Annotated in this window: 21 protein-coding genes; 6 read left to right on the top strand and 15 right to left on the bottom strand. The window is 54.8% G+C overall.

Annotated elements, in window-relative coordinates:
- Nucleotides 1-103 precede the first annotated feature (103 nt).
- Nucleotides 104-823, bottom strand: coding sequence for a sterol desaturase family protein (locus tag ACQYWX_RS03785; RefSeq protein WP_431687934.1), 720 nt, complete (start codon nucleotides 821-823; stop codon nucleotides 104-106).
- A 161-nt stretch (nucleotides 824-984) separates the two neighbouring features.
- Here ACQYWX_RS03785 and ACQYWX_RS03790 point away from each other — a divergent pair, with 161 nt between their 5' ends.
- The gene (locus ACQYWX_RS03790) at nucleotides 985-1,398 is read left to right on the top strand and encodes an FAD-binding oxidoreductase (protein WP_431687935.1); all 414 of its coding nucleotides are present in this window, start codon (nucleotides 985-987) and stop codon (nucleotides 1,396-1,398) included.
- Nucleotides 1,399-1,405: 7 nt separating this feature from the next.
- On the opposite strand, the gene ACQYWX_RS03795 is transcribed toward ACQYWX_RS03790, so the two are convergent.
- The 8 genes from ACQYWX_RS03795 to atpD all read right to left on the bottom strand — a co-directional run bounded on the left by ACQYWX_RS03795 (nucleotide 1,406) and on the right by atpD (nucleotide 7,561).
- Entirely contained in the window at nucleotides 1,406-2,209 is an 804-nt protein-coding gene (locus ACQYWX_RS03795; protein ID WP_431687936.1) for a F0F1 ATP synthase subunit gamma, read from the bottom strand.
- Nucleotides 2,210-2,212: 3 nt separating this feature from the next.
- Nucleotides 2,213-3,718, bottom strand: a complete 1,506-nt coding sequence (locus ACQYWX_RS03800; protein WP_431687937.1) for a F0F1 ATP synthase subunit alpha — start codon at nucleotides 3,716-3,718, stop codon at nucleotides 2,213-2,215.
- A complete protein-coding gene (locus ACQYWX_RS03805; protein ID WP_431687938.1) occupies nucleotides 3,711-4,439 on the bottom strand; it encodes a F0F1 ATP synthase subunit delta in 729 nt (242 codons plus the stop codon). Before ACQYWX_RS03805 ends, ACQYWX_RS03800 begins: the two co-directional genes overlap by 8 nt.
- Nucleotides 4,440-4,466: 27 nt before the next feature.
- Nucleotides 4,467-4,739: an ATP F0F1 synthase subunit C gene (locus ACQYWX_RS03810; RefSeq protein WP_127968503.1), complete on the bottom strand. Its 273-nt coding sequence runs from the start codon at nucleotides 4,737-4,739 to the stop codon at nucleotides 4,467-4,469.
- The gene (locus ACQYWX_RS03815) at nucleotides 4,739-5,443 is read right to left on the bottom strand and encodes a F0F1 ATP synthase subunit A (protein WP_216736446.1); all 705 of its coding nucleotides are present in this window, start codon (nucleotides 5,441-5,443) and stop codon (nucleotides 4,739-4,741) included. Before ACQYWX_RS03815 ends, ACQYWX_RS03810 begins: the two co-directional genes overlap by 1 nt.
- A gap of 64 nt (nucleotides 5,444-5,507) precedes the next feature.
- Nucleotides 5,508-5,774, bottom strand: a complete 267-nt coding sequence (locus tag ACQYWX_RS03820; protein WP_216736447.1) for an AtpZ/AtpI family protein — start codon at nucleotides 5,772-5,774, stop codon at nucleotides 5,508-5,510.
- A gap of 27 nt (nucleotides 5,775-5,801) precedes the next feature.
- Entirely contained in the window at nucleotides 5,802-6,185 is a 384-nt protein-coding gene (locus ACQYWX_RS03825; protein ID WP_431687939.1) for a hypothetical protein, read from the bottom strand.
- A complete protein-coding gene (gene atpD, locus ACQYWX_RS03830; RefSeq protein WP_431687940.1) occupies nucleotides 6,182-7,561 on the bottom strand; it encodes a F0F1 ATP synthase subunit beta in 1,380 nt (459 codons plus the stop codon). The genes ACQYWX_RS03825 and atpD overlap by 4 nt, the downstream gene beginning before the upstream one ends.
- A gap of 232 nt (nucleotides 7,562-7,793) precedes the next feature.
- Between atpD and ACQYWX_RS03835 the strand changes: the two genes are divergently transcribed.
- Nucleotides 7,794-9,890, top strand: a complete 2,097-nt coding sequence (locus ACQYWX_RS03835; RefSeq protein WP_431687941.1) for an ATP-binding protein — start codon at nucleotides 7,794-7,796, stop codon at nucleotides 9,888-9,890.
- Nucleotides 9,883-11,238 carry a sigma-54-dependent transcriptional regulator gene (locus ACQYWX_RS03840; RefSeq protein WP_431687942.1) on the top strand — a complete coding sequence of 452 codons (1,356 nt, stop codon included), beginning with the start codon at nucleotides 9,883-9,885 and terminating at the stop codon, nucleotides 11,236-11,238. Before ACQYWX_RS03835 ends, ACQYWX_RS03840 begins: the two co-directional genes overlap by 8 nt.
- 8 nt (nucleotides 11,239-11,246) lie before the next feature.
- Here ACQYWX_RS03840 and ACQYWX_RS03845 read toward each other — a convergent pair whose 3' ends face one another.
- The 6 genes from ACQYWX_RS03845 to ACQYWX_RS03870 all read right to left on the bottom strand — a co-directional run bounded on the left by ACQYWX_RS03845 (nucleotide 11,247) and on the right by ACQYWX_RS03870 (nucleotide 15,431).
- Nucleotides 11,247-11,630: a hypothetical protein gene (locus ACQYWX_RS03845; RefSeq protein WP_431687943.1), complete on the bottom strand. Its 384-nt coding sequence runs from the start codon at nucleotides 11,628-11,630 to the stop codon at nucleotides 11,247-11,249.
- A 2-nt stretch (nucleotides 11,631-11,632) separates the two neighbouring features.
- Complete coding sequence (locus ACQYWX_RS03850) at nucleotides 11,633-11,968, bottom strand: nuclear transport factor 2 family protein (protein WP_431687944.1); 336 nt, start codon at nucleotides 11,966-11,968, stop codon at nucleotides 11,633-11,635.
- A 1,092-nt stretch (nucleotides 11,969-13,060) separates the two neighbouring features.
- Nucleotides 13,061-13,522, bottom strand: a complete 462-nt coding sequence (locus tag ACQYWX_RS03855) for a hypothetical protein (protein ID WP_431687945.1) — start codon at nucleotides 13,520-13,522, stop codon at nucleotides 13,061-13,063.
- Nucleotides 13,523-14,114: 592 nt separating this feature from the next.
- Nucleotides 14,115-14,699 (bottom strand): hypothetical protein, encoded by a 585-nt coding sequence (locus tag ACQYWX_RS03860; RefSeq protein ID WP_431687946.1) that lies wholly within the window; start codon nucleotides 14,697-14,699, stop codon nucleotides 14,115-14,117.
- A gap of 133 nt (nucleotides 14,700-14,832) precedes the next feature.
- Nucleotides 14,833-15,051 carry a hypothetical protein gene (locus ACQYWX_RS03865; protein WP_216736456.1) on the bottom strand — a complete coding sequence of 73 codons (219 nt, stop codon included), beginning with the start codon at nucleotides 15,049-15,051 and terminating at the stop codon, nucleotides 14,833-14,835.
- Nucleotides 15,052-15,119: 68 nt separating this feature from the next.
- Nucleotides 15,120-15,431, bottom strand: coding sequence for a hypothetical protein (locus ACQYWX_RS03870; RefSeq protein ID WP_431687947.1), 312 nt, complete (start codon nucleotides 15,429-15,431; stop codon nucleotides 15,120-15,122).
- Between the two features lie 274 nt (nucleotides 15,432-15,705).
- Here ACQYWX_RS03870 and ACQYWX_RS03875 point away from each other — a divergent pair, with 274 nt between their 5' ends.
- The 3 genes from ACQYWX_RS03875 (at nucleotide 15,706) to ACQYWX_RS03885 (ending at nucleotide 20,636) form a co-directional block, all read left to right on the top strand.
- Nucleotides 15,706-16,719: a TAXI family TRAP transporter solute-binding subunit gene (locus tag ACQYWX_RS03875; protein ID WP_431687948.1), complete on the top strand. Its 1,014-nt coding sequence runs from the start codon at nucleotides 15,706-15,708 to the stop codon at nucleotides 16,717-16,719.
- 60 nt (nucleotides 16,720-16,779) lie between these two features.
- Entirely contained in the window at nucleotides 16,780-18,867 is a 2,088-nt protein-coding gene (locus tag ACQYWX_RS03880; RefSeq protein ID WP_431687949.1) for a TRAP transporter permease, read from the top strand.
- A 242-nt stretch (nucleotides 18,868-19,109) separates the two neighbouring features.
- Nucleotides 19,110-20,636 carry a type VI secretion system contractile sheath domain-containing protein gene (locus ACQYWX_RS03885; protein ID WP_431687950.1) on the top strand — a complete coding sequence of 509 codons (1,527 nt, stop codon included), beginning with the start codon at nucleotides 19,110-19,112 and terminating at the stop codon, nucleotides 20,634-20,636.
- Nucleotides 20,637-20,726 lie beyond the last annotated feature (90 nt).

Here is a 20,726-nt window from a genome sequence, read left to right on the forward strand (position 1 = left end):
TTGGGTTCCGCGCTGCATTGATAACCCGTATTACACATCAATTCAAGGGATTGCGCTATTTTATTAGCGCTAACGCCTCCTGCTTATTTTGAGTGGGAGGTCTTTATTCCTTATGGACGTCGCGGTACATCAACATATCCCATAGGCGCTGTTCTTTGGCGTCGTCGAAACCGCAGGTTTTATTCCAGGTTTTGGGATTCTCATAAGTGCCAAAAAGCATGTCCCACCAGGTAATATCGCCATAGTTATTCTTGTGGCGACCGTATTCATGATGAATACGATGCATTTCCGGGCGTTGGAAAAAGTAACCCACCCAGCGCGGCGTCTTGATATTGGTGTGGTAAAAGAACTCACCAATCGCCGTGCAGAAGGTATATACCGCGCCTGCGGCGGGGTTCAGGCCGAGCAGCGCATAGACCAGTAGACCGCCCAGGATTGAGTTGAAGATCATTTCACCCGGGTGTTTATAAAAGGACGTGATGACTTCAAGGCGCTGGGGACTGTGGTGTATTTGATGGAAGATGCGCCATAAAAAGTCGCTTTCATGGCGCCAGCGATGCCACCAATAAAAAACGAAGGTGGCGATGAAGTACGCGAAAAAGCCGCCGGCGATAGGGTTCAGATGATTCGAAAGATGGAAAACAGAGTAAGCGGACAGCCAGATTTCCCAGGTGACGCCTGCCAGCAGGACCACCGCCAGTTGGAATGCATTCACCAGTAATACGCGAAACCACCAGGTCTTTACCTGTGGCAGACGCCAACCGGTGTGCACACGTTCCAGAATAAAACAGCCGATAAAAATCAAGAAGAGACAAAGCAGCATGATGCGGTCCTGGCAAGAGTGGTGGGTATCGTTTGAAGAACGGCCACCTTGCCTGATTGATCCGCTTTAGCGCTAACGTGGGAGGACAGGTTGCGCTTTGTAATACGCAGGGTTCTGGCATAAGCTACGGGCAGGATTACCGGTGTTGGATCGATTGCTCTATGTTCGCCCGCAATATTGTTTTGTCGTTATTATTGCTAGCTCCCGCCTTATGCGTCGGAGAGGAACTCAAGCCTTTCGTCAGCGATGGCTGCAGTTTGTTTCCCGATGGCTCCTTCAGTGAAGAAAATCTTTGGTTTGACTGCTGCTATCAGCATGACCTCGCCTACTGGAGAGGTGGAACATACGAAGAGCGCGTACAGGCGGATAAAGCCTTGCAGCAATGCGTCGCCGGCGTAGGAGAGGAAAGCCTGTCATTTGTGATGGAAGCCGGTGTGCGCGTCGGTGGGTCGCCATACTGGCCGACTGGCTTTCGCTGGGGATATGGCTGGCCCTATCTAAGAGGCTACAAAGCGCTCACTGACGAAGAGACGCGTCAAGTTGAAGAGGTGTTGGAGAAGTTGACCACACCCTAGCGCTGCGTCAGTCGGCCACCACAAATAACAGAGCCTCTATATCCTCAATAATTTCTTCCTGACGCAGCATATTGGTTTGTAGCGTTAGCGCATTCATACGCTCCTGCAAGTGGCGTGTTGCGTATTCCAGGTGACTGAGTCGTTTCCTGTTTTCCCCCAGCAACGCATCCTTGAGACAGGATTGTAGAGAGGCGAATAGATACATGGGGATCAGTTCCAGCAACAACTCCGGCGCAGGACGGTACATCATGGGAGTTATGGCCGCGGCGGCGCCTCCATGATTCCGCTTGGGGAAAAGTGGAAATCGGCGGGGATGTCCATCCTGCTCCCGATAGTAGAGAATCTCCGCCTCGGTTAATGGGTAGCGTTCGCTGTGTTGGGACAGAAGAGTGACCAGCTCATCGGTGACCGATTCAACGTCTTCCGCCACGGAAGGTCCCGAGACTTGCGCCAGCACTTCAAAGTTTGCGTGGGCATGGCGATATAACCGGTCGCCCACCAAAATGACGCCACATGGCGCTGCCCTCATCATCTCAGTGGTTGCGTCGAGCAGACGACGGTTGATATCGCCACAAAAACCTCGCTCTGTTCCCATCACAATGACCAGCTTGTTGAGCGGCCTGTCCTCACTAGAATGTTGCTGCAGTTTTGCTATGGCGGCGCGCATGCGCTCGGCGATCGCCAATTGCGGCGGAATCTGTCGCTGTAACTTGCGGGTTTCCGCATAGGCGAGGGCTTTTAGCGCCGCCATGATTTTATTCAATGTGGCGTACAGCTCTTTCTTACTCTGCAACTGGCGTCTGCTTGGCACGGTTCAGTCGTCCGCGTGCGTCAGCATTTCCTGGAGCGCCGCCGTCCAGTCTTCACGGGGCGTTTCCAGACCCAGGCGAGAATTGAGCCCGGACTGTATCTTTAGCAACACTGAAGGGATGTCTGTGAGGCTATGGTCGTCCAGAAGCCCTTCGTTGTAGGCAATCATCCAGGCCAGTTCCTGTTCCGGCGAAAAGCGTTCGAATCGGTCCTGTTTGAGGAGTTCGCGGAGCAATTGGCCGCGTTTGATAATGGTCTGCATGCCTGGGTCCAGTTTGGCTCCGAAACGGGTAAAGATTTCCAGTTCCAAAAAACGGGAATAGTCCAGCTTCATGCGGCCGGCTTCATGTTTGATGGCGGGGTGCTGGGCTTTGCCGCCGATGCGCGATACGGAGCGCCCCACGTCAATGGCGGGGCGTACGCCGGCGGCGAACAGGCTGCGCTCCAGATAGATCTGGCCGTCCGTGATGGATATCAGGTTAGTGGGGATGTAAGCGGCGATTTCTCCCTGTTGGGTTTCCGCAATGGGCAATGCAGTGAGGCTGCCCCCGCCTTGCTCGGGCGAAAGGCAGGTCGCCTGCTCCAGTAGACGTGCGTGTACAGAGAACACATCCCCAGGATAGGCCTCGCGCCCAGGAGGCCTGCGCAGCAACAGAGACAGCTCCCGATAGCTGCGCGCATGGCTGGAGAGATCGTCATACACCACCAATACATGGCGTCCTTGGCGCATCCAGTGCGACGCCAGCGCTGATCCGGCGAACGGCGCCAGATACTGCAAGCCGGGGGGCGAGCCGGCGTCAGCCACCACCAGTGTGGTGTAGGCGTCCGCGCCATGACGCTGCAGCGTCTGCATGACATTGACCGCCGCGCCTCGTTTTTGGCCGATCAGCACGTAGACACAGCGAACGTCCTTATCTTTCTGATGTAACACCGCATTCAGCGCGATGGAAGTGCGTCCCAGACCTTCGTCGCCAATGATTAATTGCCGCTGTCCTCTGCCGATAGGAATCATTGCGTCGATCATGCGGATGCCGGTATAAAGCGGTTCGTGCACGAAGTCCCGTTCAACGATGGCTGGAGTGGGGGCGTTAAGGTTAACCCAGGCGCCTTCATGCAAGGGCGGTTGACCGTCCAGAGGTCGGCCGGTGGGATCAATGACACGACCAAGCAGGTTGTCATGGGCCATTAATCCCAAGGGACGACGGGTGCGATGCACCTCTTGTCCGGCGGTCAGGGAGCCGGTTTGTTGCAGAATGACGGCGCCGACCAGCTCTTCGCAAAGATCGAACACCATGCCCTGGCTGCCGTCTTCAAAATCCAGCAATTCTTCCATGCGCGCCGACGGCAGGCCCTTGATCCAGGCGACGCCATCGCCGACGGACACCAGCACGCCGCGCTCCTGTATGCGAACGTCAGGGGAGTAGTCGGATATCCAGTCACGGGTGCGCCGCAGCGCGCGGTCATCTTTGTTTGGATCGTGATCTTGCATGGGATCAGAGAGATTATTCATGGTGTGACTCGGCGAAACCTCTTAATTCATCCGCCAGATTCAGACCGAGCGTCCAGCCTCCAGAAGCGATTCTGACGCCGGCCAGAAGACTTGCGTCCTGTTGAAAGAGTATGGAGCGATGGTCCGTCGCCAACGTTTGCAGCGTCTCCTGCAGACGCTGTTGGGTGTTTTCCTGCAATGGATAGGCGGTGCTGATTTCGATGTCGCCGCCATTGCGCAGGCCAGTGAGTCGCTCCGGGGGCCATGCGCTGACCCGCTCACAGAACAGATTGACCAAGCGTTCTTCCAGGTGAGGATCGGCCAGTGGCTGCAGCAATGCGGAAGCGAAACCTGCGCCCATCTGCAACGCCTGCTCGGTGGTCTCTCTGCGCCACTGCTGGTTCTGGCTTTCGCGAGCTGCGCGGGCTTTGTCCACCTCTTGATCCAGACGCACTCGCAATGACTCCAGCTTGCCTGCTTTTTCGCGGGCGAGTTCTTCCTGCAGTTTATGACGGGCTTCCTGCTTCTCCTGTTCCCAGGTCTGCAGACGCTCGCTGTACTGGCGCTTGAGAGCGTCGGCCTGCTCTTGGGCGTCGCGAGCCTGATCGAGAGAGGCTTTGATGTTGGCTTGCCGCTGCTCGACGATGTTCAGCACGGGGCGGTACAGAAAGCGTTTCAGTAACCACACCAGAATTATGAAATTGATAATTTCCAGTGCGACGGTGGTCCAATCCAGTTCCACGGTATTTTCCTTCTAGGCCGGTCGGAATTATTGCGCTGGCAGCAGGTACTCCAGTAGCGGATTGCGGAACAAGACGATCAGTACGATGACCAGCACATAGATCGCCAGGGATTCAATCATCGCCAAGCCGATGAACAGCGTGCGGGTAATCGACTTTTCCGCTTCGGGCTGACGCGCCAAGGCGTCGAGCGCGCTACTGATGGCTTTACCCATGGCCAGGGCGGGTAACATGGCGCCCAGCGCAATGCCGATAATCGCGGCGACGGTCGAGAAAGATACAAAGCTGTTCATGGTCTCCATTAAGGGGCTCCTGAGTTTGAACGTGACGAGGTCGTTACGGGGGATTCCGTTGTTTGTTGCATGGCGCCGGCGACATAGATCAACGCCAGCATGCCGAAGATGTACGCCTGCACCAGCGCTTCAATGATGTGCAGCATGAGAATCGGAACGGGCGCCAGAAAACCCGCCACCAGCAGAATCAGCAGCGCCGCCATTTCCAGGCTCATGATGTTGCCGAACAGGCGAATCGCCAGCGCTACGGTGCGGGTGATTTCGCTGATAATGTGAAACGGCAGCAGGATCGGACTGGGAGACAGGTAGTGCCTAAAGTAGCCCAGGCCCGATTGGCGGACGCCATAGGCGTGCACCGCAAAAAACACGACCAGCGCCAGGGCGGCGGTGACTGACAGGTCGCGAGTGGGCGAATGCATGCCGGGAATGACGCCAAGCAGATTGGCCACGGGAAGGAATATCCAGAAGGTTCCTATCAACGGCAACAAGCGCCGCGCATTGCGGCTGTCGGCGTTGGCGATGGCGTTTTCCAGCGTCAGAACGACGCCTTCCAGCATGGCTTGTACGCGACCCGGCTGAAGAGAAAGTCTGCGCGTCATCAGAATGCTGGCGACGACCAGCGCAAGCATGATCAGCCAGGTTGTGACCACGGTTTCATGGATCGCCAGCGGGCCGATATGCAGCCATACCGGAGTCGATACGCCGTCATTCATAGGTGTGTCCTTTGCGATGCCCTGTGTAGTTAAAAGAAAATCCGGGTCGGCTGACGCGCATGATTTATTCCCGTAACGCCAGATAGGCGTTGACGCCGCCAACGACGATTCCCAGCAAGATAAAGCCGACTGTCCAGCGTACGGAGTAACCTTCTCCAAGCCCGTCCAGCCAATGCCCCAGGTAAGCGCCCCCGATGACAGGCAATACAAACAGAAAACCCAGCACACCAAGGATGCGAGTGGCCTGCATCAGCGTAGAGCGTTCCCGGCCAGCCTTGTCGAGTCGGGCTTTGTCCCGTTCCAGATTATCCCGCAAGCGTTTGTATTCCATGGCTCACTGGTTTCCTCGTCAGTTATTTCAGGCGCGACTCAGGCGACGCATCAGCTCGTGCTCCAGCTGTTGCAAATGGACGTGAGAACTGGCGCGGCGCTCTTTCTCATTGGTCAGCCATTCCATTAAGCGCTGCTGGATAATGTCTGCGTCGGCGTCAATAAAAAAACGTCGCGTACTGAAGTAAAGCACGCCTTTCTCAAACTCCAACAAGCCGCCAGTGGCCGCCAGAAATTGCGCTCCCTGGCTGCGCGTCAATTGACTGAGCCCGGACTCGGTCAAGGTGAGGAAGTCGGCATGACGCGCCTGCAGGCTGAAAGCGCCGCTGGCGTCACGGCTACGAAAGGAAACCAGATCGTCAATGCGTAACTCTTGGTCGCTGTCCCTTAGAATGGCGGTGAATGGTGTCACGACGTCAATCCTTCCAATCCGCCGCGCATGTAAAACTGGTCTTCGCTGAAGTCGTCATAGCGACCCGCCAGGATGCCGTCGCAGTCGGAAATGGTCTGTTTCAACTCTACGGAGGCCCCGGTCATGCCGGTATGGGCGGCGGTGACGACAAAGGGCTGGGTGAGATAACGTTGCAGTTTTCTGGCTCTGGCCACGACCTGTTGATCCTCGGCGGACAACTCCTCCACGCCCAGCATGGCGATGATGTCTTCCAGTTCTTTGTAGCGGGCGAGATGTCCGCGCACCGCTTCAGCGACAGTGTAGTGGGCGGCGCCAAGGGTATGGCGGTCCAAAGCCTTGCTCCCGGATAGCAGTGGGTCCACGGCGGGATACAGCCCTTTCGCCGCCTGGGTGCGGGATAGAATCACGCTGGTGTCCAGATGGCTTAAAATGGTGGTCACCGCCGGGTCGGTCATGTCGTCGGCGGGAACGTAGACCGCCTGCACGGAGGTGATGGCTCCGTGCAGAGAAGAGGTGATGCGGTCTTCCAGTTCGGCGACTTCACTGCCCAAAGTCGGTTGATAGCCCACCGTGGCGGGCATACGGCCCAGCAGACTGGAGACTTCAGCGCCGGCTTGCACGAATCTGAATACGTTATCCATTACCAGCAGCACGTCCCGACGCAGGCTGTCGCGAAAATATTCTGCATACGCCAGGGCGGATAAACTGACTCGAAAACGCACGCCAGGAGATTCATCCATCTGCCCGAACACCAACAGCGCGCGATCCATGACGCCGGCGTCCTGCATATCACGCCAAAGTTCGTGCGCCTCGCGAATGCGCTCGCCGATCCCGGAGAATACGGAAACGCCCTGATGAAGGTGCGCGATGGCGTGCATGAACTCCATGATCAGCACGGTTTTTCCCACGCCGGCGCCGCCGAACAGGCCCGCCTTGCCGCCGCGTATAAACGGACAGAGAAGGTCGACCACTTTGATGCCGGTCGGCAGGAGGTCGCCCTGGGCCGTCAGTTCGTTAAGCGGAGCAGGTGAGTGATGGATATTGCGGTAGTGATCGGTTTCAATGACGGGACCGCCATCAAGCGGCTCGCCGAAGATATTCAGCAGACGTCCCAGACAGTATTCCGCTACGGGAACATGCAGGGGCGAACCGCTGTCATACACCGGCATGCCGCGCCACAAGCCTTGAGTGCTGTGCAGCGTCACCGCCTGGAGTTCATTGGGGCTGATATGACGGTGCACTTCAAAAATGCAGGTGTCGCCATCGAGACGGGTATAGACCGCGCGTCGCAGAGGCGGCAGCTGAGGGCAGCGAATAATCGCCACGGGGCCGTGAACTTCGACAATTTCTCCAATAGGCGCAGTGTCTGCGGTCATGTGGCGAGATCCTTGTCGTGCATAATTGTTTGTTTCCTATGGAATAAAAATAATCCAGTTACAATCGGCGAGTCAAAAAAGAGTTTTTCGAGTGTAGGCGGCGGGAACGGAGCCCTGGTTGATTTGGCGCATTTTTTGGCAAACCTGACAGGATGGTAAGGTTGAGACCTTGATTCCCACAGGTACGGAATGTCGTTAAGATGAACGCCAATAAAAACAAGTGTAGTTGACCATGCTCCCGGCTGATTCGTCCCGTCCGTCCCATCGCAAGGCGCGCCAGATCGCGCTGGCTTTTTTGCTGCTGGCGACGGTGTCTTTGAGTTTTTTCCTCTCCCGCAACCTGCTTATCAAGCATAACGGCGTTGAGTCGGAGCAACTGTTGCAGGCGTTTGAAAGCGCTTTGCTGACGGCGATTGATAAATATGTCTATTTTCCCGCTATCCTGACTGCGGACCCGCGTTTTCAGCGGATGCTGCGCCGCAATGAGCGTGACGACGACATTTCCGAACTGCTGAATCGCTTCAATCAAGCGGCGGGCTCTGATGAGATATTCATCATGAACGCAGAGGGGCTGACCCTGGCTTCCAGTAACTATCGCGACGTCACCAGCTTTGTCGGTCACTCCTATGCGTTTCGACCTTATTACGCGGACGCCGTAGCGGGACGCACCGGGTTTTACTATGCGGTTGGCGTCACCACCGGCAAGGCGGGATTGTTTATTTCCGCGCCGATACGCGATAACACAGGACGCATCCTCGGCGTCACGGTCGTCAAACTGGACCTGACGCCGCAACAGGCGAGTTGGGCCGCGACCGGCAACCGGATATTCCTGAGCGGACCCAACGACATTATCTTCCTGGCGTCTGATCCGGCGGCGCTGTATCGCGCATTGAGGCCGTTAGAGCAGAGGGTGACGGCGGAACTCAAGGTCACCAAACAATACGGCTCTGCGGAATCGAAGCCATTGCCGACGCAAACGGACGCCTGGTCTGACGCGCCGATTGTGGAAGTGGAGGGCGCCCGGTTGCTGCTGTATTCGCGTCAGGTCGTCGGTCAGCCCTGGCGGATGCACCGGGCGTTGCCGGTAGCCGATGTGAACACCATGGCTGCTCTGATCGCCACTGCGTGCGGCGGCGCCGTGTTGCTGCTGATCGTGCTCGCCTTGTATTACCGCGAAGCGCGCCAGAAACGCCGTACGGAACTCCGGCTCTTGAAAGTGATCGAAGAGAGCGACGCTCATCAACGCGCCATCATCCAGAACACGGACGCAGGGTTGATGACCCTCAACGAACGCTTTGAAATACGCGAGGTAAACCAGAAAGCGGCGGAGCTTTTCGGCGTGGCGGCGCAGGAACAAGGCGTATCCCTGGACCCGACGCGCTTGCTGTCGCCTTGGATCAACGCGCCCGACGGAGAGGTCAGGGAAGCGGAAGGCTACCGTTCAGATGGCGCTTCATTCCCCATCCTGTATTGCGTCAGCCTTATTCGCACTGGGCCCGATCGGGAGTATTTGCTGACGGTTCACGACGTCAGTGAATTGAAAGCGGCGCAGGCGTCTTTGCTGCAAGCCAATGAAGAGCTTGAGGCGAGAGTGGAGGAGCGCACCCAGGCGCTGCGGGCGACGCAGGAAGCATTGATGCAGGAGCGCAAACTCGCGGCGATGGGGCGCATGTCCGCCGCCATCGCCCATGAGTTGAACCAGCCGCTGACGGCGCTGGTCAGTTATGTCGCCATGGGACGTCTGTATCTGGCGCAGGAACAAAAAGACAAAAGCGCCGCTACCTTGGATAAAATGGATGCGCTGGTGCAACGCATCGCCAGAATTTCCTCACAGCTCAAGTCGTTTGCCGGCATTCGCTCCGTCGACATACGGCCAACTGCTTTGCAGGCGGTCATGCGTTATGTGGGGGAGGTGCTGGAGCATAAGCTCAGCCAGCAGCGGTCTGTCATTCGTACTCAGATTCCTGAAGGACTTCAGGTCATTGCAGATCAGCATATGCTGGAGCAAGTGATGATCAACTTGCTTGATAACGCCATTGCGGCGGTGAAGTCCGCGGTACAGCCTGATATTTTTGTTATGGCGGAGCTCCGCGGCGATAAGATCATGATATCCGTTCGCGACAATGGCGAAGGGATGGACGAAGAGCGCATGCGACACCTGTTCGATCCGTTCTTCACCACCAAGACAGGAAGTGAGGGGTTGGGCCTGGGATTGGCGATCAGTTATAACCTGCTGCAGGACATGCATGGGGAGATAACCGTTACCAGTACACCGGGTGAAGGCAGCGAATTCACCCTTAGCTTACCGGCAGTAAAACAACATGACTAAATTGGTTTATATCATCGACGACGACAGCTCCGTCAGGGAGGCCTTGGAAGAGTGGCTGGCGCTGGCGGGTCTGGAAGCCAAGGGGTGGGCGTCCGCTGAAGCGGCCTTGCAGACCATTGATGAGCACTTCGTCGGCGTGGTGGTGTCAGACGTCAAGATGCCCGGATTGGACGGCATGGCGCTGTTGCAGAAGATGCCGAAAAATATTCCTGTGCTGCTGATCACGGGCCATGGCGACATCGCCATGGCGGTGGAGGCGATGAAACAGGGCGCCTATGACTTTATTGAGAAGCCGTTTCAGCCCACGCATCTGGTGGACGCGATCAAGCGCGCCTGCCGGCAGCGTTCTTTGCTATTGGAAAATCAGCGCCTACGCAAGGCGTTAGAGTCGCAGCAGGGGCTGGAATCGATTCTTATCGGGGACTCGCCGGGCATCAAACGACTGCGTCGACATGTGCATGAATTGGCGCAGTTGGATGTGGACGTGTTGATCCATGGTGAAACCGGCGTAGGCAAAGAGCTGGTGGCTCGATGCTTACATGACTTCGGTAAGCGCGCGAAACATCCTTTTGTCGCCCTGAACGTGGCGGCGATTCCGGAAAATCTGTTTGAAAGTGAACTGTTTGGGCATGCCGCCGGCGCCTTCACCGGCGCGCAGAAAGCCCAGGCGGGTAAGTTTGAATACGCCAACAAGGGCACGCTGTTTCTGGATGAAGTGGAAAGCATGCCGCTGCATTTTCAGGTGAAGGTGCTGCGCGCCTTGCAGGAGCGGGAAGTGGTCAGGCTTGGCTCGCATCAGGCGGTAGCGCTGGATGTGCGTGTGGTGGCGGCGACAAAAGAGGACCTGAAAAAAGCCGGGGATGAAGGTCGCTTCCGCAGTGATCTTTATTACCGCTTGATGGTGGCGGAGTTGCGCATTCCTCCGTTACGGGAGCGACGCGAAGACATTGCGCTGCTGTTCGCGCACTTCCTCAAGCTGGCGGCGCAGAAACACGATAAAGAAGCGCCCGAGCTGCGCGGCGATGACTGGATCGCCCTTGAAGGTCATAACTGGCCGGGCAACGTGCGGGAACTCAAGAATCTTGCAGAGCGCTATCTTTTACGCAGCCAGTTCAGCGACGAATCCATCCGGGAAGTGCTCTCCGGTGAAAAACTGGACATGTCCAGCCCGTCAGATCAGTCCCTGGCGTCCCGTGTCGCGGAATATGAAAAAGCGGTTATCAGCGCGGAACTGACCGCCAAGAAAGGCAATATCAATCAGGTGATGGAAGAACTGGACCTGCCCCGCCGCACACTGAATCAGAAGATGCAGCGTTATGGATTGCGGCGGGAGGATTTTTTGGGGTGAAATTCATTTCAGGCGAAAAGCTGCTTCAGCAGAAAGAGAAGCTTCGGGATAGATAAAATCAATAGGGAAACGGAGCCAATAAATACATAACAGTCGAGCCAGTTCTTGGCTCGAACACGTCCTTTCTCTATTTCAACGCCATCAATTGATATGCTATATCGCGTCAGTAAAGCTGACGCAGGAACTAGTGAAGTGAGTAATCCCTTATACTCCACATCGTCCGATCGAAATGAAAAGGGTATAGTTTCAGATAAGCCCTCAAGTCTATCTGGCGATTTACCCTTTAGTTCGCCATCGACATAAACTTCTATGGTCAGGCTAAGCCATAGGTGTTTTGGTTCTGACTTTGACGTAACTTCAATACGATGGTTTTTCCAAACATGCACTGGCATTATTAACTCTCCTCCACCCACTCTTTACGCCACTCCTGCGGCGCAAAGTCATCTGGCCAGTACTCAACCTGTTTGATGATCAAACCGTCCCTGACCGTACTGAAGGTGAGGGCGCGTCCTTTAATCACACCATCCGTGACAGACACATCCGTCACCACCTGCTCGCCTTCGCACAGGATGTGATTAAGCGTAAAACGCCACTCGCCCTGTGCGGGATAATTGGCGTTGATCAGAACAAAATTCTCACGCCCTCGAATGACTTCACCAGACTGCGGCCAATGGCAGACATAATCCTCCGACAACATCTCGCTGGCCTTGTGGAAGTCATTGGTTTGCATGAGTTCCCAGTACCTTTCAATAGTAGCCTTTGGGTTCATATTACTCACTGGTTATATTTGCTCTATATAGCTATATGACTAAGAACTTGTATAAGTAAATTCAACTCCCCCGCTTACTACGCCAAGCACAATACTGCCTAACATTAAGTAAAGAGGGGTTCTCATTTCAGATTCATAAATAGCGAATATGCCTTGCGCTATAGGCGGGAAAAAGAAGTTTAGCAAAAAACATACGAATGATACTTGAAACCCTTTTATTAACGACATTATGTAGCCAATAATGAAAATGATTGCTGCGATAGTTTCCATAGTGTTTACTGCGACTCATGTGGTTTAGATGATACTGGTTTTTTCTCAAATTTTCTGGAATGAGGGAGAATAAAAATATATCCCGCCACTACTTAGGAGGGACTATGCAGTCCATCATTCTCATTCCATTCTCGTGAAATTCATCCTTGCTGCCAATCATGTCCGGCATATCCTTTCCGACGCGGCTTCTACACATACTTTTAAAGCTCTTTGCCCGCTTCATACAGCTTGCGTAATTTGGTGAGTGCTCATCCATGTTGTTGACTTCTAGACAAAGTCCTTCTTTTTGTGCGGACATGAAGTCAAGTAGTTCTTAGTTACGGGGTTCTCATCAAGCTTGCTGAAGGAGGCTGCGTAGAGGCCTGATTGTTATGCCAATAATAATATCCTGCCGCTATGGCTAGAAGGTACTTCATATATGCATCCTGGTACTACAATGCTATAAAAATAAAAGACTTAGCGAACACGGAACGTGCTGTCAAAGATGGTAGTGGAGCGAGAAGGGAGAAGTATGAGGGCTAACTCATAGAGTCCTGCATGCCAACGCATCCGTGCCAAGTTGTCAGCATTATAAGTATCAGAACCAGGAAGGCAATATTCTGTCTAGATAATGACCGAAGTGGGTTGCAGTGTAGGGGGGAACTGTGCGCTTGTTCTCAACATGGCGCTACTTACAGGGGCGCCTCGTTATCTATGTTCTGTTGAGGTTGATGGCTATTAGAAACGGCTATCAGACCAATGCGCGTTGAAATGATTATCAGAGTGTGGAGACGCTGATTCAGATCAGTCCTTTCTGAGAACTGGGCTCCTAGTTTCACGCTTTTTCCTAATAAACATAACCAAGAAACAAGCCGTGACCACTAACAGTCCAACCTTCAGGTTAAACAAAATAAACACGCTTACTCCAAAAACAAGGGCTGCCCCTCCATAAACCGGGCTTTCCTTTCTCCGTCTCGCCAGGAGCGCAAAGAATATGGCGGCGAGGGCGCATGAAAATGCTATGCCGTGATTGATCTGCACGGCTAACTCTTCGGTAAGCGAAAAGCCGCCAGTGATAAAAGCAGGCTCCGCGACAGGGGGAGCGATAGAGAATGCCGACAATATATGGGCGTAGAATTGTGCGAAGAAAGTCACGTACTGATCGTTGATAGACCAATAATATTGGGTGACTCCCAGTAGAAGTACGCCTAGCGCGGCGAGAATAACGCCTGCTCCGGCTATCTTGCTGTGCCTCTTTGGCGGCATAAGTTATCAAATCTCAATCGTTCATCATGGCCACTGCGTATTGCGTGGAGCTGTCTTCCCTGATTGTCTTTGGGGAGTGAAGAAGGCGCTCAGTGTAGTCTAGCGACGGACGGACGCCAACATTGTGAGCGTCAGATAACGATCTGTATAACAGAACCGATCTAGTCAGGCTTAGCGAGTCGATTTTTTAACGATTTGATATATCTGAACAAGGCTGATCCCGTTTTAACTAGCGCGAGAGCGGCAAGGAGGTTGCCCACCAGAGAAAGAGGACTGACCAGCGTTGTGTGATCTTTTCAATCTCGCCAATGGGGATAAGATACCAGTCAATGTCCTCATGGGATGGAAATCCCAACGGGAAAGGAAGACCGTAAGCGGTTCCGCCCATGCAGAATTCCCATGGAATGGCTGACAAAAGGAGCGTCACTGCAAGCGTCATTTGTAATGGCCGGGATATGCGCACTGGCGATGTGTCCTGATGTGAAGATACAAGGCCGGCATTATCGGTGCGGTCAAGCCGGTGTGCAACTAAGCGTGCGGCGCAATCCACGCCATAAATTGAATGGGATGGATTGCGTGGCGATAAAGTCGCTTAGAACGTGACGGCGCGCTCGTTCATGGGATATAGCGCGCCTTTATCGATGATGGCGACGCGGGTGGGACTAACGGAGAAAGCGCCTTGATAGCCGGTCACCTTAACCTTGGGAAAGCTCTGCTTCATCGCGTCTTTCAAGCGGCTGGCCCAGGGCGCCATTTTCCCTTCGTAACCGCCGCCGCAGGCGCAAACGTGCAGGTTGACAAAGGTGCTGGGCAGCCCTTCTTTGGTCAGCGTGGAGGTGAGCTGATCCGGCGTATAACTTTTCCACTCGCCGCCTTCCCAGGTGTCGTTACCGTTAACGTTGACTCTTTTCTGTTTGTTTTTCCCCATGCTGCGCTCCGAGCCGATGGTCAGGGCGTCAGCGGCACCAGTGCCGTGGGTGACGACATAGAGCGTGTCGTCCTTGGTGAGTTTACTGAGACACTTGTCAATCCAGCGATACATCGCTTTGCCTTTGCCTGAAACGCACTTGTTGGCCAGTATCTGATTGACTGGAATCCCCTTCGCTTTCGCGAATCTCTCCGCGAACTCGCTCATTTCATCACTGTTTACAGGGATATAGATGTATTCATTTGCCATGGTGTTAGCCTTCTTGTTGATGATAGCGTCGCCGCTCAGAGTTATTGATAGATGTTGATAACTCTGAAAGCGCTCACCCACGAGGAAGGCCGTCGGCTGAAATAAGGAAAGAATGTGCAAATTCAAAAGACGCTTACGGCTTCTGTTTCGCCAGCTCTTTTCGGCGCCTTTCGTAATCGTCGTAACTTTCATTCGCCTGTCTCATGCAGGCCTCGTACTGTGATTGTTCAATATATTTTTCGCACTGTTGTCTTTGGTTTTCCCGTACGGCGTAGTAAGCCTGCTTTGTCGAGCAGGCCTGGATAAGCAGTGCGCCGCCGACGAGTAGAAGCAGCTGGGTGGCTCTATGCATGTTCATCTCCCTTTAATTTCTGCTTTGCGACTCCGGTTGAGCGCATTGAATGATGACGCTGGGTCCCGCTAGTTTTTCGGTCTGTATTTATCCATCACCTGATCAAGTCTGTCGTTGGTGATCTCTGGGTTGGCTTGTTGCAGACAGGGTAAGAGCACGGATTTATTCATGCGTTCTCTGGCTTTTGTGGGCGTTTGACCTTGTGGAACCGGATGGACGTCGTTGAAGCAAGTGACGAATTGGTCCGGCGTTACCCCTAACTCCCGGCTGATATCAGCGACAGGGCGCTTGGGATCGTTTTTCAGCATGGGCGCTTCCGCGGCCAGGGCCGGCAATGCGAAAAGGCAGAGTGTGAGCGCCAGGATGCGTTGGTTCGACATAGGAAAGGTCTCCTCATTCAACGTTTTATTACGGCTTGCTTGCATTGATGGTGTCGTCACGGTTTTCAAGCATAAAGCCACATTCATTGGTCGATAAGCAAAATTTTGCCTATAAAGTTTTAGCGATAAGCCAAAATTAGCTTATGGCGCTTTTTGTATTTTAGTTGGCTTCTTTATAAATCAGTAAGTTGTGTGAAGGTGGTAAGCGGCATGACCTTTGCGAAGCATTTGAACGCCTGTGACTTAAAAAAATAAAACTTTGAGGTAATTCAGTATGAATCGGTATATCCGACTAATCTCTCTCACCCTTTCCGTTCTGTCCTTTTCTGTGTTCTCTTCCGGCCTGCGCGCCGAGGAAGAGAAGAATTACATCATGGCGACCGCCAGCACAGGAGGTACTTACTATCCCGTTGGCGTCGCAATCGCCACGTTGACGAAAGTAAAGCTGCAGCCGACGCATAAAATCGGCATATCCGCCATCAGTTCCGCAGGGTCTGCGGAAAACATCAAATTGATGCGGGATAACGAAGCGCAGTTCTCCATCCTGCAGGGGCTTTTCGGCAAATATGCGTGGGAAGGCTCTGGTGTATTCGCCAATGAAGGCAAGCAACGCAACATCCGCTCCATCACCATGTTGTGGCAGAACGTCGAGCATTTCGTATTGGACAACAAATACGTCAAAACCGGCACCATCAGCGATCTGGTCAACGCCAAGGGCGAACGTCTGGCTCTGGGCTCCAAGAACTCCGGCACTATTGAGTCCAACCGCACCATCCTCGCCAACTTCGGTCTGGATCTGGATAAAGACTTTGATCTCTTGTACGCCGGCTACGGTCCCAGCAGCCAGGCGCTGCAAGACGGCAAAGTCGTGGGCATGGGGACGCCGGCCGGCGTTCCAGTGGGGGCTGTGATTAACGCCTTCGCGCAACGCTCCGATATCACCCTGCTGTCTTTCACGCCGGAGCAAATCCAGCGGGCGGACAATGGCTTTGATCTGTGGACGCCTTTCACGGTGAAAGCTGGCGTATATCCAGGCGTGAACAAAGATATCGTTACTATCGCCCAGCCTAACTTCCTGGCGGTGCGCGACGACATCGACGAGGAAACCGTCTATCTCCTGACCAAGGCGATTTATGAAAACCTGCCTTTCCTGAACAGCATCCACAAGGCCACCAGCGACATGGCGCTGGAAAAGGCGATCGCCGGTCTGCCGATTCCATTGCACCCTGGCGCAATTCGCTACTACAAAGAACAAGGACTGAATATTCCTGACCGGCTGATGAAGTAACAGCCTCCATCACTGAGTCACAACGGGGGCCGCGTCCCCCGCTTACTTTGGAGATTTGTAATGAGTCAGTCTGCGACGGAGTGGAGTCAGCTCCGTGACAGCCGCATGTTTTTTTATGTGGCTGTCGTAGTATCCCTGATCCATCTCGTTATCAATATGACCGGCTGGATCAGCGGTTTTTGGCCTAACGTCATTCATTTCATTGGATTCGCCTGGCTATGCGTGGGCTGGTATGTCTCCAAAGACGCCAGCAAAACGTTGAAAGCGTTCAACTATGCCTTGGCCGCGGCCGCAACGGCGGCGACGCTTTGGCTGTTTTTCAGCGAGGACATTATTTATGAGCGCGGTCTTCATTTAAGCTGGGCGGACTGGCTGGCCGGCTGTGTGGTGGTGCTGTCTTCGCTGGAGTTGACCCGGCGCATGGCGGGCTGGCTGATACCCACGCTGATTATTATCGCGTTGGGCTACGTCGCATGGTGGGGACAGTACCTTCCCGGTGTGTTCCGTTTCAGTGGTCTGAGTTTGGAAACCATCATGTTTCGCAGTCTTTTCGGCGATGACGGCATGTTTGGAAGCATTGCGACCATTTCCTCCAGCTTCGTGATGATGTTCATTCTGTTCGGCGCTTTTCTGGTGCGCTCGGGCGCTGGAGATTTCATTATCGATCTGGCCAAACGCTCCGCAGGCAAGATGCACGGCGGCCCCGGTCTCATCGCAGTTATCGCTTCCGGTCTCACGGGCACCATTTCCGGCTCAGCGGTGGCCAATACCGCCTCAACCGGCGTCATCACCATTCCTTTGATGAAAAAGGCGGGGTATTCGCCGCGCTTTTCCGCTGGCGTTGAAGCCGCCGCCTCTACCGGAGGGCAACTCATGCCGCCGATCATGGGCGCTGGAGCCTTTGTCATGGCCAACTACACCCAGATTCCTTACACGGACATCGTGGTCGTGTCGTTTCTGCCAGCGTTGCTGTACTTCCTGACAATCGCGGCTTTTGTGCGGCTCCAGGCTAAGAAAGAAGGGCTGAAACCTATCGGGGACGATAACCCGGAACCGTTGTCAGTGTTGATGAAGCGGGGCGGTTACTCCTTTCTGGTTCCGATTGTCCTTTTAATCGGGCTGCTCATATGGGGATTGAGTCCCACCTACGCGGCGGGTTTTGCGATCCTGGCGGTGATTGGCTCTTCCTGGCTGACGCCTAACCGCATGGGGCCGTCGGCGATCTGCGACGCGCTGGCGTTGGGCGCCAAGAATATGGTGATGACTGCGCTGTTACTGATCTGCGTGGGACTGATTGTCAACGTGGTGGCCACGACCGGCATTGGCAATACTTTCTCGTTCATGATCGTGCAATGGGCGGGGGGGCAATTGTGGATCGCCATCGTGCTGATCGCCCTGGCTTCACTGGTGTTGGGCATGGGGTTGCCGGTGACGGCGGCGTACATCATGGTGGCGACGATCGCTGCGCCGGCGTTGCAGCAACTGATTCTGCAAAACCAGTTGGTGGATTTGCTGGTAGCCGGACAATTGCCGGAGACTGCGCGTGTGACGCTGCAGTTTATGGCGGGCGTGACGGATGTGGATCTCAGTCAGCCGATTCCTTACGATCAAGCCGCCGCGCTGGTGGGGGGCATCAGCCGGGATATCCTGCCGACGCTGCTGGATGTGGCGATTGCGCCGGAAATGATTACTCTGGCGCTGTTGTCCGCGCACATGATTATCTTCTGGTTGTCTCAGGACAGTAACGTTACGCCGCCAGTCTGCTTGACCGCCTTTACTGCTGCGGCCATCGCTAAGACCTCGCCGATGTCAGCCGGGCTGTCCGCGTGGAGCCTGGCGAAAGCCTTGTATATCGTTCCGTTCCTGTTCGCCTACACGCCGTTTTTGAGCGGCGACTGGGGCGAGGCGCTGCAGATCTTCGTGTTCTCCGCGTTTGGTCTGTACGCCTTCGCCGCCGTGTTTGTGGGCTGGCTGGGACAGGCGTTGAATCCAGTCATGCGATTGCTGGTTTGCGCTGCTGCGCTGTTGTTGCTCTGGCCGCTGTCGCTTTGGTGGCATCTTGGCGGCCTTGGTATGTTGATCGCACTGCGTTTACTGAACCGCTCGCACGCGTCATCAGACGACTCGACGCCACTGCAGACACCCTAGCTCCCAGGGCTTCTAAGCCGTAAAGGAAGGCATTCGCCACTTTCACACCAAGCCATGGACGGCTTCATTTCTCCGGCGCCGGAGAGTCTCCTGTTTCAACGCTTTTACTCTTTTTCACGACGCTGTATTCTCGACCGATTCAATTTGTATGACAGCGGCCGCTTGGCGCGGCTGCTTTGCATAAAATATGGCGTCTACACTCTCCTCCAATGTGAGGCGCGACAACCTCAAGGGAAGCTCATATGTCCAGAACAACCATCAGCACGGGCGAAATTCAGTTTAAAACCAAAGATGCCGGCGACAAGAAAGCGACGCCAGCCAATCAACCCTGTCACATCGTGGTGTTGGGGGATTTCAGCGGCCGTGGACATCGTGGCGCGCATGAACCGGAGACGCTGGCGAAACGCAAACTGATTGAGGTGGACCGGGATAATTATGACGACGTTTTCGAGCAGTTGAAGGTGGAGCTGGATATTCCTGTCATCGATGACGTCATACGTTTTCGCGAGCTGGATGATATGCATCCGGATTACATCTATGACCGCACCGCACTGTTTGAGAAGTTCAAAAGCCTGAAGCGTCGTCTCAAGAGTAACGATACTTTCCAGGCGGCGGCGGATGAAATCCGCGGCTGGAGTGGTTCCGCTCCAAAAGCGGAAACGTCTGTGACGGAGGCTAAGCCGTCTAATGTGGGCGGCTCCAGCGACAGCGGGTCTCTGTTGGAAAGCCTGTTGGACAGCACATCTGGCGTTCAACGCTCCAGTAACGCTTTTGACGTGCGCACGCTGGTGCAGGAAATCTTTGCGCCCTATGTGAGCCAGGGACCGGACCCTCGCCAGCAGGAAATGCTGGAGGCCGTGGACCAGGCCGCCAGCGACCTGATGCGCAAAATCATGCATCACAGCGCTTTTCATGCCTTGGAAGCGAGCTGGCGCGGGCTGTATTTGTTGGTGCGCAGGCTGGAGACGGACGCAAACCTGCGCGTTTTCATCGTCGATGCGACGCGTCAAGAGCTGATAGCCGACGCCAACGCCGCGGAATCTATCGACGAAACCGGACTGTACAAATTGCTGGTGGAAAAGCGCAGCGCCAGCGGCGCCACGCCATTCAGTATGATCCTTGCTGACTATGCCTTCGGACCGGAGACGGAGTCGCTGAACTTTCTTTCCACACTGGCGGGTTCCGCCCATGTGATCGGAGCCGCGGCATTGACCGGCGGCGCAGCGACGCTGGCGGGATGCGGCGATTTGGCTGCGACCCCTGACCCGGATGACTGGAGCAACGCCGTCGATGCGGAATTCTCTGAACACTGGAAAACCGTGAGGGAGCAGGTTTGCGCAGGCAGTCTGGCGATGGTGGCGCCGCGGGTATTGCTGCGCATGCCCTATGGCAAACGCACCTCCCGTACGGAGCGCTTTGATTTTGAAGAGCTGCCGGAACGTAATCGACATGCTTTCTACCTGTGGGGCAACGGCGCCTGGTTGGCGGTAATGCTGCTGGCGCAACACTATACGGATTTCGGCTGGAATTTTGTTCCGGGTAAAAAGCAGCAGGTGGACCGCCTGCCTTTGCACGTTTACAGCGAAGATGGCGAATCCGTGGTGACGCCTTGCGCGGAGATTAACATCACTGATTCGGCGGTGCGGGCGCTGAGTCAGGCTGGCTTGATGGCGGTGCGTTCCATCGTGGGTAAAGACAGTGTGCTGATACCGAATTTCCGTTCGATTGCAGCGGCCAGCCCCGACCTTAACGGTCCTTGGAACGCATGAGTCGTTAACAGCTCGTTGATATGGACATGTTGATAATCTGGCGCAGGGACGCGCCAGGATGGCGGCAAGCCTCTGGAGATAAGGCTGTAT

Source organism: Hahella sp. NBU794, from assembly GCF_050749805.1.
GTDB lineage: Bacteria > Pseudomonadota > Gammaproteobacteria > Pseudomonadales > Oleiphilaceae > Hahella.